Below are 14,613 nucleotides of genomic sequence, written 5' to 3' on the forward strand. Positions count from 1 at the left end.
TCATGGATCAGCGCATGAACAGCGCCTTGAAAATCTTGTCCCAGTAGCCCTGCACGAAGAGGATCAGCACGATGATCGGCAGGATGTAGGAGACGTAGATCCGCGACCATTTGGGGAATTTGACGCCGTTTCCGGTGTCCGCCTCGGTAAGGAAGTTTTTCCAGCCCCATCCGTACCGGGAGGTGCAGAAGAGCAGGTAGACGAGGGAGCCGAGCGGCAGCAGGTTGTTGCTGACGATGAAGTCCTCGAGGTCGAGCACCGCGGAACCCGCGCCGAGCGGGACAAAGCCGCTCCACAGGTTGTAGCCGAGCACGCAGGGGATCGAAAGCAGGATGATCGCCACAAAGTTGACGGCAACCGTCTTTTTGCGGGTCCAGCCCCACAGGTCCATGCCGAAGGAGACGATGTTCTCGAACACCGCGATGATGGTCGAGAGGGCGGCGAAGGACATGAAGACGAAGAAGAGCGCGCCGAACACCCGTCCGCCGGGCATCTCGTTGAAGATGTTGGGCAGGGTGACGAAGACGAGGCCGGGGCCCTGCGCCGAGTCGACGCCGAACGCCGAGCAGGCGGGGAAGATGATCAGGCCCGCCATCAGCGCGACGAAGGTGTCGAGCAGCGTGATGCTGATCGACTCGCCGGTGAGGGAGCGGTCCTTGCCGATGTAGCTGCCGAAGATGGCCATTGCGCCGATGCCGAGGCTGAGGGTGAAGAACGCCTGCCCCATGGCGGCGGAGACGACGGTGGTGATGCCCTGGTCGGCCATCTTGCCGAAATCGGGCATGAGGTAAAACCGGAGTCCTTCGCCCGCGCCCGGCAGCGTGACCGAGCGTACGACGAGCACGACCATGATGAGCAGCAGGCAGCTCATCATCGCCTTGGTGATCTTTTCCACGCCGTTCTGCAACCCCATCGAGCAGACGCTGAAGCCGATCACGACGACGATCACCATCCAGATCATCATGAGCAGCGGGTCGCCGAGCATGCCGTTGAAGATGCCGCCGACCTCTTCCGGGGTCTTGCCGACGAACTCGCCGCCCGCCATCTTCACAAAGTAGATGAGCATCCAGCCGCCGACGGTCGTATAAAACATCATCAGCATGTAGTTGCCGAGCATGGCGCCGTATTTATACAGGTGCCATTTGCTGCCCTTGGGCTCGAGCACGTCGAACGAGCGGGCGGCGCTCTTCTGGCTGGCGCGGCCGACCGAGAACTCCATCACCATGATCGGCAGGCCGAGGATGACGAGGAAGAACAGGTAGATCAGCACGAACGCCGCGCCGCCGTACTGTCCCGTGATGTAGGGGAACCGCCAGACGTTGCCGATTCCGATGGCGCAGCCCGCCGAGATCAGCAGGAAGCCGAGCCGCGAAGAAAATTTTTCCCTTTGCACAAAAACACCTCCGTCCCGGCAGGTCCCTGCTCTGCCGGGGATTCCCGTTTGCGGGGTTTACAAATTGTTCATAAAGTTTATCATAAGGGATTTCCAACCAAATGTCAATTGATTGGCGGAAGAACTATTTCCCCAAACGCGCACATATACTTTTATCAAATCAGCACAAGGGGGAAGGGCCATGTTTTGCCGGATGGGGGACCTTCGGAACAAATATGTCATCAACGTGCGCAACGGCAGCAAGCTCGGGTACGTCTCGGACGCGGAGATCGACACGGCGGCTGCGGCGGTCACGGCGATCGTCATCCGCGGCAGGCTGCGCTTTTTCGGGCTGCTCGGCCGGGAGGAGGACACCGTCATCCGCTGGCAGGACATCGAGGTGATCGGGGAGGACACCATCCTCGTCAACCACACCCTTCCGGCGCAGGAAAATTCCACGGGCGGCCGCGGAAAGTGGTTCCGTATCCTGGAGGACGACTAAACGCCCCGAAACCGCGCAAAATATTGGTGCGGCGGGAAATTCATACTTGCATTTTTCCTCTCTTTGTGGTAATATATTACGGCTGGCATACTGCCGGTAACACACACACCGCGCGATCATCTGATCGGTGTCCCGGTCCGGGATGATGGGATGAGATGAACGTGGTGGCGGAATTTAACCGAAAGAGAGGAATTTATCATGGGCGTAGTATCAATGAAACAACTGTTGGAGGCGGGTGTCCACTTCGGCCACCAGACCCGGAGATGGAACCCGAAGATGGCCCGTTACATCTTCACCGAGCGCAACGGCATCTACATCATCGACCTCCAGAAAACCGTCAAAAAGCTGGACGAGGCCTATATGTTCGTCCGCGACATGGCCGCCAACGGCGGGAACCTCCTGTTCGTCGGCACCAAGAAGCAGGCGGGCGATTCCGTCCGTGACGAGGCCACCCGCGCCGGCGCTTACTATGTCAACGCCAGATGGCTCGGCGGCATGCTGACCAACTTCAAGACCATCCGCCGCCGGATCGACCGCCTCGCGCAGCTGCGCAAGATGCAGGAGGACGGTACCTTCGAGCTGCTCCCGAAGAAGGAAGTCAGCAAGCTCAACCTTGAGATCGAGAAGCTCGAGAAGTTCCTCGGCGGCATCAAGGACATGAAGAAGCTCCCGTCCGCCCTCTTCGTCGTCGACCCCCGCAAGGAGAAGATCGCCGTCGCCGAGGCGCGCAAGCTGGGCATCCCCATCGTCGCGATCGTCGACACCAACTGCGATCCCGATGAGATCGATTACGTGATCCCCGGCAACGACGACGCGATCCGCGCCGTCAAGCTGCTGTGCGCCACCATGGCCGACGCCCTCATCGAGGGCCGCCAGGGCAGCACCGAGGTCGCCCCGGAAGAGGCCGCCGCGAAGGAGAACGAGACCGACGAGGCTCCCGCCGACAAGTAATCCCGGCTTTTTGGACGAATAAAAGATATATGGAGGTTTCACGAATGGCATTCACTGCAAAAGACGTACAGGCGCTGCGTGAGCAGACCAATTGCGGCATGATGGACTGCAAAAAGGCTCTGACCGAAGCGGATGGAGATATGGAAAAAGCGGTTGAGATTCTCCGTGAGAAGGGGCTCGCCGCGGCCACCAAGAAGGCCGGCCGCATCGCGGCCGAGGGCGTCGTCCTCGCGATGGTCGACGACGACACCAAGGTCGGCGTTGTGATCGAGGTCAATTCGGAGACCGACTTCGTCGCGAAGAACGATAAGTTCATGGACTTCGTCAAATCCTGCGCCAAGACAGTCGCGGCCCACAAGCCCGCCGATGTCGACGCGCTTTTGAAGCTCCCCGCGGTCGGCATGAGCATGACCGTCGAGGAGGAGCTCCGCGACAAGATCCTCACGATCGGCGAGAACATGAAGGTCCGCCGCTTCACCTATGCCGAGGGCCCGCTCGTCACCTACGTGCACGGCGGCGGCCGCATCGGCGTCATGGTTACCTTTGAGACCGACGTCGCGGACAAGGAGGGCTTCCAGGCCTACGCGAAGGACGTCGCGATGCAGGTCGCGGCGATCAATCCGCTCTTCCTCGACGAGGCTTCCGTTCCCGCGGACGTCATCGAGAAGGAGAAGGAGATCCTCACCGCTCAGATCGCCAACGACGAGAAGCTCAAGAACAAGCCCGCCCAGATCATCGCCAAGATGGTCGACGGCCGCATCGGCAAGTACTACAAGGAGAACTGCCTGCTGGACCAGCCGTTCGTCAAGAACGGCGACATCACCGTGGCGCAGTACACCGAGGAGACCGCCAAGGAGCTCGGCGGCTCGATCAAGGTCACCGGTTTCGTCCGCTATGAGAAGGGCGAGGGCCTTGAGAAGCGCGAGGACAACTTCGCCGACGAAGTTGCCAGCATGATCAAGTAAAGATTTTCCCGTCGAAAGGCGGCCGGTTATCCGGCCGCCTTTTTTGTATGGGGAGGGGGGAAATTAATCGCGGCGCGCCCTTTACTTTGACGGGTGATTATTGTAAAATAGAAGGGATGTAATTTCCCCCTCCGGCCCGCGGGCCGGATTGCATAAACGGGGCGCGGAAGCGTCAAAAATAACCATTCCGGGAGGTCATGTATGCCACTGAAGTATAAACGGGTCCTGCTGAAGCTCAGCGGGGAAGCCCTCGCCGGGGAGAAAAAATTCGGCATCGATTACAGCGTCGTGCGCGGCATCTGCGAGAGCATCAAAAAATGCGCCTCGCTCGGGGCCGAGATCGGGATCGTGGTCGGGGGCGGCAACTTCTTCCGCGGCAGGGACGCGGGAAGCATGGACCGCACCCGCGCCGACCACATGGGGATGCTCGCCACCGTCATGAACTCCCTCGCGCTGGCCGACGCGCTTGAGGCGCTGGGGGTGCCCGTGCGGGTGCAGACCGCCATCACCATGCAGCAGATCGCCGAACCCTACATCCGCGGGCGCGCCGTCCGCCACCTTGAAAAGGGCCGGGTCGTCATCTTCGGCTGCGGCACCGGCAACCCCTATTTTTCGACCGACACCGCCTCTTCTCTGCGCGCCGCCGAAATCGACGCGGACATCATCCTCAAGGCGACGATGGTGGACGGCGTTTACGACTGCGACCCCAACAAGTTCGACACCGCCGTGCGGTATGACAACGTTTCCTTCCAGGAGGTGCTGGAGAAGGGGCTGGGCGTGATGGACAGCACGGCCGCCGCGATGTGCCGCGACAACCGGATTCCCGTCCTTGTATTCAGCCTCGCCGACCCGGACAACATCCTGGCCGCGATCGAAGGCAAAAATATCGGAACCATCGTGAAGGAGGATGACTCAGATGAATGAACGGCTGAACCCCTATAACGAAAAGATGGAAAAGACCATCCGCGTGCTGGAGGGCGAGTTCGCGACCATCCGCGCCGGAAGGGCCAACCCCGCCGTGCTCGACAAGATCACGGTCGACTACTACGGCACCCCCACGCCGGTCCAGGCGATGGCGGCGATCTCGGTGGCGGAGGCGCGCATCCTGGTGATCCAGCCGTGGGACAAATCCACCCTCAAGCCGATCGAAAAGGCGATCCAGGCCTCTGATATCGGCATCAACCCCACCAACGACGGTTCCGTCATCCGCATCGTTTTCCCGCCGCTGACCGAGGAGCGCAGGAAAGAGATCTGCAAGCAGATCAAGAAGCAGGGTGAGGAGGCCAAGGTCGCGATCCGCGCGATCCGCCGCGACGCCAACGAGAAGTTTAAGGCGCTCAAAAAATCGAGCGAGATCAGCGAGGACGACCAGAAGGACCTCGAGGAAGCGACCCAGAAGATGACCGACAAATTCTGCAAGCGGATCGATGAAATTGCCGCGAAGAAGGAGAAGGAAATCCTCGAAATCTGATTCCGGAACGGAGTGTATCCATGTCGAATACGCAGCCTGCCGGCGCCCTGCCCCGCCACATCGGCATCATCATGGACGGGAACGGGCGCTGGGCGAGCCGCCGCGGCCTTCCGCGCAGCGCGGGGCACAAGGCCGGGGCGGATACCTTTGGCAAAATCGCAAAATACTGCCGGGAGATCGGCGTCCCCTACCTGACGATCTACGCCTTTTCCACCGAAAACTGGAAGCGGCCCGCGGACGAGGTGGAGGGGCTGATGGACCTTTTGCGCAGGTACCTGAACGAGATGTTCAAGCATCGGGAGGAGGACGCGCGACTGTGTTTCCTGGGGGAACGCGGCCCGCTTTCCGACGATATCCGGGAGATGATCGCGCGCGCGGAGGCCGAGAGCGCCAAAAACACCGCGATCACCATCAACATCGCGCTCAACTACGGGGGCCGGGACGAGATCGTTCACGCGGCGCGCGCGCTTGCGCGCAAATGCCTTGCCGGGGAGCTTTCTCCCGACGAAATCGACGAGGAGGCGTTTGCCGGCGCGCTCTACACCGCCGGTCAGCCCGACCCCGACCTGATCATCCGCCCGAGCGGGGAACAGCGCACCTCCAACTTCCTGCCTTGGCAGGCGGCCTATGCCGAGCTGGTGTTTATGGATGTGCTCTGGCCGGACTTTACCCCCGGGCACCTCGACCGCGCTATCGCGGAATACCAGGGGCGGTCGCGGCGTTTCGGCGGCCTGTAATGTCACCCCGCAAAACGGCGGAGGATGGGAGAGTTCTATGAAGGTAAGAATCATCAGCTCCATGATCGGCCTTGTGCTGCTGTTCGTGGTCTTTGTCTTTTTCGATACGGTGCTGACGAACCTTGTGATCGCCTTTATCTGCGCGCTGGCGGTCTACGAGCTGCTCGCCGCGACCGGCTGCACCAGGGATAAGCTCGTGGCGGCGCTCTCGATCGCGTTCGCGGCGGTGATCCCGCTTTTTTCCGTGCAGTGGATCGCCCGGCACATCATGCCGATCTGCTACCTCTATGTGGTGGCGATCTTCGCCGTGCTGCTGCGCCGCCACAGCCTGCTGCGCATCGAGCAGATCGCGATGAGCTTCCTCTTCAGCCTGGTGGTGCCTTTTTCGCTGACCACGATGATCTACATGCGCGACCATTGGGGCAAGGCGCTGGGCATCTTCTACGTGCTTGTGACGCTGGGCAGCGCCTGGCTGAGCGACACGGGGGCCTATTTTACGGGGCGCGCATTCGGGAAGCATAAGCTCGCGCCCGTCATCAGCCCGAAAAAGACGGTGGAAGGCGCGATCGGCGGGATCGTCTTCGCCGAGATCGCCATGCTGCTTGTCGCGCTCCTCTACGGCGCCGTTTCGGGCTGGCTGGGCGTTCCCATCGCGGTCAACGTCCCGGCGCTGCTCTGCATCGTGCCCTTCCTGTCGGCGGCAAGCATGATTGGGGACCTGTCGGCCTCGGTCATCAAGCGGCAGTTCGGCGTCAAGGATTACGGCTCGATCATGCCGGGGCACGGCGGGATCATGGACCGGTTTGACAGCGTGCTGATGGTCGCGCCGCTGGTGTTCATCTTCAGCCAGCACGTCCATCTGGCGGCGTGAGTACATATCAATGAAGGCGGGGCAGAATTTGAAGAAAACAATCGCGCTTCTGGGGTCGACCGGTTCGATCGGCACCCAGACGCTTCGTTGCTGTAAAAATCTCGGATACGGGGTCGACGTGCTTGCCGCAAACAGGAACGCCGCCCTGCTGGAAACGCAGGCGAGGGAGTTTCACCCTCGCTGTGTTGTCGTTTCGGACAAAACGGCCTACGCAGACCTGAAGACCCGACTCGCGGATACCGATATCCGCTTGCTGGCGGGTGTCGAGGGGATGTGCGAGGCCGCTTCGCTTCCCGGCGTCGACGTGGTATGCAACGCGGTGGTGGGGATGGTCGGCCTGCGGCCGACGCTCGCCGCCATCGCGGCCAAAAAGACGGTCGCGCTCGCCAACAAGGAGACGCTCGTCGCTGGCGGACGGCTCGTGATGGACGCGGCGGAGGAAAACGGCGTGGACCTGCTGCCTGTCGACAGCGAGCACAGCGCGATCTTTCAGTCGCTGCAGGGCAACGACCGCGCGGCGCTCAAAAAGATCATCCTCACGGCGTCGGGCGGGCCGTTCCGCGGCAAAACCGCCAAGGAGCTCGAAGGAATGACCGCAGCGGACGCGCTCCGGCACCCCAATTGGTCGATGGGCGCGAAGATCACCGTCGATTCCGCAACGCTCATGAACAAGGGGCTCGAATTCATCGAGGCAATGTGGCTCTTTGGGCTGTCGCCCGACCAGATCGAGATCGTCGTGCACCCGCAGAGCGTCGTCCATTCGGCGGTGGAGTACGCCGACGGCGCGGTGATCGCGCAGATGGGCACGCCCGACATGGCGGTGCCCATCCAGTACGCGCTGACCTGGCCGCACCGCGCGCCGACCGATGCGAGGCGTCTGTCGCTCACCGACTATGGCAGTCTCACCTTTGAAAAACCCGACTGCGGGACGTTTGTCTGCCTGGACATCTGCATCGAGGCGGCAAGGCGCAGCGGGCTCTATCCCTGCGCGGTCAACGCGGCCAACGAATACGCGGTCGGGCGCTTTCTGGCCGGGGAGCTCAAATTCCTCGACATCGGGCGGTGCGTCGGGTACATATTGGAGAGTTTTTCCTGTAATGCCGATGAGCTTTACACACTGGAAGAGGTGCTCGAGGCGGAGGATGCCGCGCGCGCGCTTGCCGAGGCGTACTGCACGCGCCGGTAATCCGCCGGAATATTGCGCGCGGCGGTAAGAATACTATGATAGTAGCGCCGCCGTATTCGGGCGATTTTATGTGGATTGGAATGTGTTGCGTTCTATGAGTATTGTCTTTCAGGTCGTTGTCGCGGTTTTCGTCTTCGGGCTGCTCATCTTCATCCATGAGCTCGGCCATTTTACGGTCGGCAAGCTCTCGGGGATGCGGGTCAACGAATTTGCGCTCGGCATGGGCCCCGCGATCTGGTCCACCCAGCGCGGCGAAACCAAATATGCCCTGCGCGCCCTGCCGATCGGCGGCTACGTCGCGGTCGAGGGGGAGGACGAGGACAGCTCCGACCCGCGCGCCTACTGCAACGTGCGGCTGTGGAAGCGGATCCTCTTCGTCTGCGCGGGCGCGCTGATGAACCTGCTGCTGGGCTTTGTCATCCTGTCGATCCTCGTCGGGATGCGGCAGAGCCTGCCTACGACGGTGGTCGGCGGGTTCCACGAGGGCGCGCAGAGCAACACGCGGCTTCAGGCGGGGGACCGGATCCTCCGGGTCAACGGCAGCCGCGTCTTCACCTCCAACGACATCTCCTTCTCCATGGTGAGCGACAAGGACGGCGTGGTCACCTTTACCGTCCTGCGCGGCGGGGAAAAGCTCGAGCTCAGGGATATTGACTTCGGCATGCAGGTCATGGAGGACGGCACCAAGGTCATCAACCTCGACTTCTATGTCGATTCCGCGCCCAAAACCTTTTGGAGCAGCGTGCAATATACCATTTTATGGATGTTTTCAATTGTTCGTCAGGTGTGGATGTCCTTCATCAACCTAATCACCGGCAACTTCACCCTCGCGGAGCTCTCCGGTCCGGTGGGAGTTTCGACGGTCATCGGGCAGGCGAGCATGGCGGGGATCAAGACGCTTCTGCTGCTCGTGGGGTTCATTACCGTCAACATCGGCGTCTTCAACCTCCTGCCGGTGCCCGCGCTCGACGGCGGGCGGCTGCTCTTTTTGCTGATCGAGTTGGTGATCCGCCGGCCGGTCAACCCGAAATACGAGGGAATCATCCACACGGCGGGGTTCGTCCTGCTGATGGGCCTGATGCTGGTGGTGACCTTCAACGATATCCTGCGATTCTTTTAGACGGGACGTGAACGGATGACAAGGAAAGTGAAGATTGGGAATGTGACGATCGGCGGCGGAAGTCCCATCGCCGTGCAGTCGATGCTGAATGTGCCCGCAGGGGACGTGGCTGGCAGCGTCGCGCAGGCGCGGGCGCTCGAGGCCGCGGGCTGCGACATCATCCGCGCCGCCGTGCCCGACCGGGAGGCGGTTCGGCTGGTGCCCGCGATCAAGGCGGCGGTCTCCGTCCCGCTTGTCGCGGACATCCACTTCGACTACCGCATCGCGCTCGACTGCGTGGCGGCGGGGGTGGACAAGATCCGCCTCAACCCCGGCAACATCGGCGGGGAGGACCGCGTAAAGCAGGTCGCGGACGCGTGCAGGGCGGCGGGGGTGCCCATCCGCATCGGGGTCAACTCCGGCTCGCTGGAAAAGCACATCCTCGCGAAATACGGCGCGCCGACCCCCCAGGCGCTGGTCGACAGCGCCCTCTACCATGCGCGCCTTCTGGAAAAGTTCGACTTCACCGACGTCGTCGTGTCGATCAAGTCGTCGCATGTCCCGACAATGATCGAGGCCTACCGGCTGGCCGCGAAGCAGCTCGGCTGTCCACTCCACCTCGGCGTGACCGAGGCGGGCACCGCGCGCATGGGGCTCATCAAGTCGGCGGTGGGCATCGGGTCGCTGCTCTGCGACGGCATCGGCGACACTATCCGCGTCTCGCTAACCGCCGACCCGGTCGAGGAGGTGCGCGCCGCGCGCGACATCCTCAAGGCCGTGGGCAGGGGCAGGGGGCCGGAGATCGTCTCCTGCCCGACCTGCGGGCGCACGAAGATCGACCTCATCTCCCTGGCGGGCAGGGTGGAGGAGGCACTGGCGGACTGCCGCAAGGACATCAAGGTCGCGGTCATGGGCTGCGTCGTCAACGGGCCGGGAGAAGCGCGGGAAGCGGACATCGGCATCGCGGGCGGAAACGGGGAGGCGCTTCTCTTCAAGAAGGGGGCGTCGGTCGGGAAATACCCCGAGGACCGGATCGTGGACGTGCTGCTTGAGGAGATTGAAAAACTGTAGGGTTTGAGGAGTTGTCTGTTTTGGCGTCATTCATCGAGATATTCGGCGATTACATAGAGCTCGTCCCCGGCTGCGCCGCCGCGCGCGGCGAAATCTGCGGGCTGCGGCTCGACCAGGCGCGGCGCGCGCTGACCGTCACGCTCGTGCTGGACGAGCTGGTGCCGCGCGGCGCCTTATCCGAGCTCGGCCGCAAACTGGAGGGCGCGCTTACCCTCGACACGGCGGCCGTCTGCCCGCGTTATCCGGGCGAGCTCTTTTCGAGCGACTACCTGCCCGAGATCATTGCCCGCCTCGGCGGCGAGGGGGTGCCGGTCAACGGCTTTTTCACCGGCAGCCGCGCTGACCTCTCGGGCGACACGCTGCGCGTCTACCTCAGCCACGGCGGCGGTCCCTTCCTCGAGGAGATCCACTGCGGCCAGAAGATCTCCGCCGTCATCCGCGAGGAGTTCGGACGGGAGGTACAGGTCCTCTTCGACGGGGTGCTCGAGGTCGCGCCCGACAGCGACATCTACCATGAAACGATGGACAAGGCGCGTCCGGCGCCGATCAAATATACACCGCCCTCGCCCCAACGGGCGGAAAAGAAGCTCGAAAACGGCGCCGTCGTTCCCGCGGCGGCGCGGCTCAGCTTCGACGCGCACGACCTGCCCTTCGAGCCCGGCTCGATGGTCGCGCTCTATGGCAACCCGCCCAAGGGCCGTCCGGCCGAGATGGCGGGGGTGAACATCGAAAGCGGCAACGTCACCGTCTGGGGGGATGTCTTCAAGATCGACCGGCGCACCAGCCGGGACGAAAAGACGCTCATCCTTTCGATCTACTTCACCGATTACACCGGCTCCTACTGCGCGAAGGTCATCGGGCGGATGGACAAGAAGATCAAGGCGCTCGACGAGCTCAAGGTGGGGGACACCGTCGTGATGTACGGGCTGATCGAGTACGACCGCTTCGACCATGAGAACGTCCTGCGCCCCGACAGCATCGCCACCGTAAAGAAGGTCCCCCGCCGCGACACCGCGGAGGAGAAGCGGGTGGAACTGCATATGCACTCCAACATGTCCGCGATGGACGGCCTGACCCCGGCGGACAAGCTCGTCCGCCGCGCCTACGAGTTCGGCCACAAGGCGGTCGCGATCACCGACCACGGGGTCGTGCAGGCATTCCCCGACGCGGTGAACGCCCAGAACGCGATCCGCAAAAAGGGCGGGGACATCAAGATCATCTACGGCGTGGAGGCCTATTTCGTCGACGACGTCGTGCAGGCGGTGAGCGGACATGCCGCCGGAGACTTCGACCGGGAAATCATTGTCTTCGACCTTGAGACGACCGGCCTTTCCGCCGCGACCGAACGGATCACCGAGATCGGCGCGGTCAAGCTGTCGGGCGGGGAAGTGGTCGACCGCTTCAACACCTTCGTAAACCCCGAGCGGGCGATCCCGCCCAAGATCACCGAGCTCACCGGCATCACCGACGACGACGTGCGCGGCGCGCCCTCCGAGGCGGAGGCGCTCGCCTCCTTCTACGAGTTCTGCGGCGGGGACGGAGCGGTGCTCGTCGCGCATAACGCCCCCTTCGACACGAGCTTCCTGAAGCAGGCGGCGCGCCGGTGCCACATGCCCTACCACTTTACCGCGATCGACACGGTCATCCTTTCGCGCTCCCTGTTCCCCGAGCTCAAAAAGCACAAGCTCGACCTCGTCGCCAAGCACCTCGGGTTGGGCGACTTCAACCACCACCGCGCCTGCGACGACGCGGAGATGCTCGCACGGATCTTCCTGAGGATGATCGACATCCTCAAATCCGAGAAGGGCTGCAAAAGCATCGACCGGATCAACACCTCGCTCGCGGCGGTCGACGTGAAAAAATCCCCTACATACCACCAGATCATTCTGGTCAAAAATCTCACGGGACTCAAAAACCTCTACCGCCTCGTCTCCCTCTCCCACCTTGACTGCTACTCGCGCCATCCGCGCATCCCCAAATCCAAGCTGATGGAGCACCGCGAGGGGCTCCTGATCGGCAGCGCCTGCGAGGCCGGGCAGCTCTACCGCGCGATCATCGAGGGCAAGAGCTGGGGGGACCTCTGCGACATCGCCAGGTTCTACGACTATCTGGAGATCCAGCCGCTCGGCAACAACGAATTCATGGTGCGCAACAACACCGTGCCGGATGAAAACGGCATCAAGGAGTTCAACGAGACGGTCGTGAAGCTCGGTGAAAAGCTGAACATCCCCGTCGTGGCGACCTGCGACGTGCACTTCATGGACGCGGGCGACGCGAAGTTCCGCGCCATCCTGATGGCGGGCATGGGCTTTTCCGATGCCGACCAGCAGGCGCCCCTCTACTTCCGCACGACCGATGAAATGCTCAGGGAGTTCGAATACCTCGGCTCCCAGAAGGCGCACGAGGTCGTCATCGACAACCCCAACCGCATCGCGGACATGATCGAAAGCGACGTCAAGCCGATCCCCAACGGCACCTTCACCCCGACGATCCCCGGCTCGGAGGAGGACCTCCAGCGGATCACCCGCGAGCGGACGATGAAGATGTACGGCTACGAGGGACAGGTCCCCGAGCTGGTGTCCAAGCGGCTCGAGCGGGAGCTCGGCTCGATCATCAAGCACGGCTTCGCGGTGCTCTATATGATCGCGCAGAAGCTCGTCGCCAAGAGCGAGGAGGGCGGCTATAAGGTCGGCTCCCGTGGGTCGGTCGGCTCCTCCTTTGTGGCAACAATGGCGGGCATCTCGGAGGTCAACCCCCTGCCGCCCCACTACTACTGCCCCAACTGCCGCCACAGCGAGTTCTTCACCAAGGGCGAGGTGGGCTCCGGCTTCGACCTGCCCGAAAAGAACTGCCCCAAATGCGGCACGAAATATAAGCAGGACGGCCACGACATCCCGTTTGAGACCTTCCTCGGGTTCGACGGGGACAAGGCGCCTGACATCGACCTCAACTTCTCGGGCGAGTACCAGAGCAAGATCCACAAGTACACCGAGGAGCTTTTCGGTCCGACCCACGTCTTCAAGGCGGGCACCATCTCGACCGTCGCGGAAAAGACCGCCTACGGCTTTGTGAAAAAGTACGCGCAGGAGCGCGGGCTCGTGATGACCCGCGCGGAGGAGGAGCGGCTCGCGCTCGGCTGCACCGGCGTCAAGCGGACGACCGGCCAGCACCCGGGCGGCATGGTCGTCGTGCCCTCCAACCACGAGGTGTTCGACTTTACGGCGGTGCAGCGCCCCGCCGACGACGCCAACTCGGACATCACGACCACTCACTTCGACTTCCATTCGCTGCACGATACGATCCTCAAGCTCGACGAGCTCGGGCACGACGTTCCGACGATGTACAAGTACCTCGAGGATATGACCGGCATCGACGTAAACGACGTGCCGATGAACGACCCGGAGGTCATGAGCCTTTTTTTGAAGCCGGACGCGCTCGGCGTCACGGCGGAGGAGATCGACTGCAACACCGGCACCCTCGGCATCCCGGAATTCGGCACCAATTTCGTGCGCGGGATGCTCATCGAGGCGCAGCCGAAGAACTTCTCCGACCTTCTCCAGATCTCCGGCCTCTCCCACGGCACCGACGTGTGGCTCGGCAACGCGCAGGAGCTCATCCGCAACAGGACCTGCACGATTTCCGAGGTCATCGGAACACGTGACAGCATCATGACCTATCTGCTCCTCAAGGGGCTGGAGCCCAAGATGGCGTTCAAGATCATGGAGATCACCCGTAAGGGCAACGCGCCCAGGCTGCTGACCGAGGAGCACATGATGGCGATGAAGGAGCACGGGGTGCCCCAGTGGTACATCGACAGCTGCCTCAAGATCAAATACATGTTCCCCAAGGCGCACGCCGCGGCCTACGACATCGCCTCCATCCGGCTCTGCTGGTTCAAGGTGCACCATCCGCTGGCCTTCTACGCGGTCATCTTCACCGTGCGCGGCGACGACTTCGACGCCGAGGCGGCGGTGCAGGGGAAGTCCGCTACCAAGCGCAAGATCCAGAACCTGCTCGCGATGGGCAACGACCGTTCCGCCAAGGACGAGGGCACGCTGACCATGCTGCAGATCATCCACGAGTGCCAGGCGCGCGGCTTTGAATTTTTGCCGGTCGACCTCTACAAGAGCCACTACAAGCTCTACGAGGTGGAGGACGGCAGGATCCGCCTGCCCTTCATGGCGCTCAAGGGGGTTGGCGAGGCCGCCGCCAAGAGCCTGTGGGAGGAGGCCAAATCCGAATCCTTCATCTCGGCGGACGACATCTCCAACCGTGCCGGGGTCTCCAGCGCCGTCGTCGAGACGCTGCGCGCCGCGGGCGCGCTCGGCGACCTGCCCGCGACCTCGCAGGTCACCTTCTTTTGAGTCGTGCCGGTGGGGGCTTTGTAG

At 62.5% G+C, this 14,613-nt stretch carries 12 protein-coding genes; 11 read left to right on the forward strand and 1 reads right to left on the reverse strand.

Annotated features, from left to right (window positions below; translation table 11 throughout):
* Positions 1–7 precede the first annotated feature (7 nt).
* Positions 8–1,393, reverse strand: a complete 1,386-nt coding sequence (locus tag NE609_RS01350) for a sodium-dependent transporter (RefSeq protein ID WP_101550717.1) — start codon at positions 1,391–1,393, stop codon at positions 8–10.
* 181 nt (positions 1,394–1,574) lie between these two features.
* Here NE609_RS01350 and NE609_RS01355 point away from each other — a divergent pair, with 181 nt between their 5' ends.
* From NE609_RS01355 to NE609_RS01405, 11 genes are all read left to right on the forward strand, one after another.
* A complete protein-coding gene (locus NE609_RS01355) occupies positions 1,575–1,874 on the forward strand; it encodes a YlmC/YmxH family sporulation protein (RefSeq protein ID WP_121585638.1) in 300 nt (99 codons plus the stop codon).
* Positions 1,875–2,072: 198 nt separating this feature from the next.
* Positions 2,073–2,825: a 30S ribosomal protein S2 gene (rpsB, locus tag NE609_RS01360; protein WP_121585637.1), complete on the forward strand. Its 753-nt coding sequence runs from the start codon at positions 2,073–2,075 to the stop codon at positions 2,823–2,825.
* Positions 2,826–2,869: 44 nt separating this feature from the next.
* A complete protein-coding gene (tsf, locus tag NE609_RS01365) occupies positions 2,870–3,790 on the forward strand; it encodes a translation elongation factor Ts (RefSeq protein WP_101550711.1) in 921 nt (306 codons plus the stop codon).
* A gap of 201 nt (positions 3,791–3,991) precedes the next feature.
* The gene (pyrH, locus tag NE609_RS01370; protein ID WP_101550709.1) at positions 3,992–4,714 is read left to right on the forward strand and encodes a UMP kinase; all 723 of its coding nucleotides are present in this window, start codon (positions 3,992–3,994) and stop codon (positions 4,712–4,714) included.
* Positions 4,707–5,261, forward strand: coding sequence for a ribosome recycling factor (gene frr / locus NE609_RS01375; RefSeq protein ID WP_121585636.1), 555 nt, complete (start codon positions 4,707–4,709; stop codon positions 5,259–5,261). Before pyrH ends, frr begins: the two co-directional genes overlap by 8 nt.
* A gap of 20 nt (positions 5,262–5,281) precedes the next feature.
* Positions 5,282–5,998 carry an isoprenyl transferase gene (locus NE609_RS01380; RefSeq protein WP_256151453.1) on the forward strand — a complete coding sequence of 239 codons (717 nt, stop codon included), beginning with the start codon at positions 5,282–5,284 and terminating at the stop codon, positions 5,996–5,998.
* Between the two features lie 37 nt (positions 5,999–6,035).
* Positions 6,036–6,869, forward strand: a complete 834-nt coding sequence (locus NE609_RS01385) for a phosphatidate cytidylyltransferase (RefSeq protein WP_158595508.1) — start codon at positions 6,036–6,038, stop codon at positions 6,867–6,869.
* A gap of 28 nt (positions 6,870–6,897) precedes the next feature.
* A complete protein-coding gene (locus NE609_RS01390) occupies positions 6,898–8,055 on the forward strand; it encodes a 1-deoxy-D-xylulose-5-phosphate reductoisomerase (protein WP_256151454.1) in 1,158 nt (385 codons plus the stop codon).
* A 94-nt stretch (positions 8,056–8,149) separates the two neighbouring features.
* Complete coding sequence (locus NE609_RS01395; protein ID WP_256151455.1) at positions 8,150–9,175, forward strand: RIP metalloprotease; 1,026 nt, start codon at positions 8,150–8,152, stop codon at positions 9,173–9,175.
* Between the two features lie 15 nt (positions 9,176–9,190).
* Positions 9,191–10,225, forward strand: a complete 1,035-nt coding sequence (gene ispG, locus NE609_RS01400) for a flavodoxin-dependent (E)-4-hydroxy-3-methylbut-2-enyl-diphosphate synthase (protein WP_256151456.1) — start codon at positions 9,191–9,193, stop codon at positions 10,223–10,225.
* A gap of 20 nt (positions 10,226–10,245) precedes the next feature.
* Positions 10,246–14,589 (forward strand): PolC-type DNA polymerase III, encoded by a 4,344-nt coding sequence (locus tag NE609_RS01405; RefSeq protein ID WP_256151457.1) that lies wholly within the window; start codon positions 10,246–10,248, stop codon positions 14,587–14,589.
* Positions 14,590–14,613: the final 24 nt, after the last annotated feature.

The organism is Anaerotruncus sp. DFI.9.16, from assembly GCF_024461615.1.
Taxonomy (GTDB): domain Bacteria; phylum Bacillota; class Clostridia; order Oscillospirales; family Ruminococcaceae; genus Anaerotruncus; species Anaerotruncus massiliensis.

Bases quoted from the DNA above. Each gene is read 5' to 3' on its own strand.
- NE609_RS01355 (WP_121585638.1), top strand. From the start codon at position 1,575: ATGTTTTGCCGGATGGGGGACCTTCGGAACAAATATGTCATCAACGTG.
- ispG (WP_256151456.1), top strand. From the start codon at position 9,191: ATGACAAGGAAAGTGAAGATTGGGAATGTGACGATCGGCGGCGGAAGT.
- pyrH (WP_101550709.1), top strand. From the start codon at position 3,992: ATGCCACTGAAGTATAAACGGGTCCTGCTGAAGCTCAGCGGGGAAGCC.
- frr (WP_121585636.1), top strand. From the start codon at position 4,707: ATGAATGAACGGCTGAACCCCTATAACGAAAAGATGGAAAAGACCATC.
- NE609_RS01385 (WP_158595508.1), top strand. From the start codon at position 6,036: ATGAAGGTAAGAATCATCAGCTCCATGATCGGCCTTGTGCTGCTGTTC.
- NE609_RS01380 (WP_256151453.1), top strand. From the start codon at position 5,282: ATGTCGAATACGCAGCCTGCCGGCGCCCTGCCCCGCCACATCGGCATC.
- tsf (WP_101550711.1), top strand. From the start codon at position 2,870: ATGGCATTCACTGCAAAAGACGTACAGGCGCTGCGTGAGCAGACCAAT.
- rpsB (WP_121585637.1), top strand. From the start codon at position 2,073: ATGGGCGTAGTATCAATGAAACAACTGTTGGAGGCGGGTGTCCACTTC.
- NE609_RS01395 (WP_256151455.1), top strand. From the start codon at position 8,150: ATGAGTATTGTCTTTCAGGTCGTTGTCGCGGTTTTCGTCTTCGGGCTG.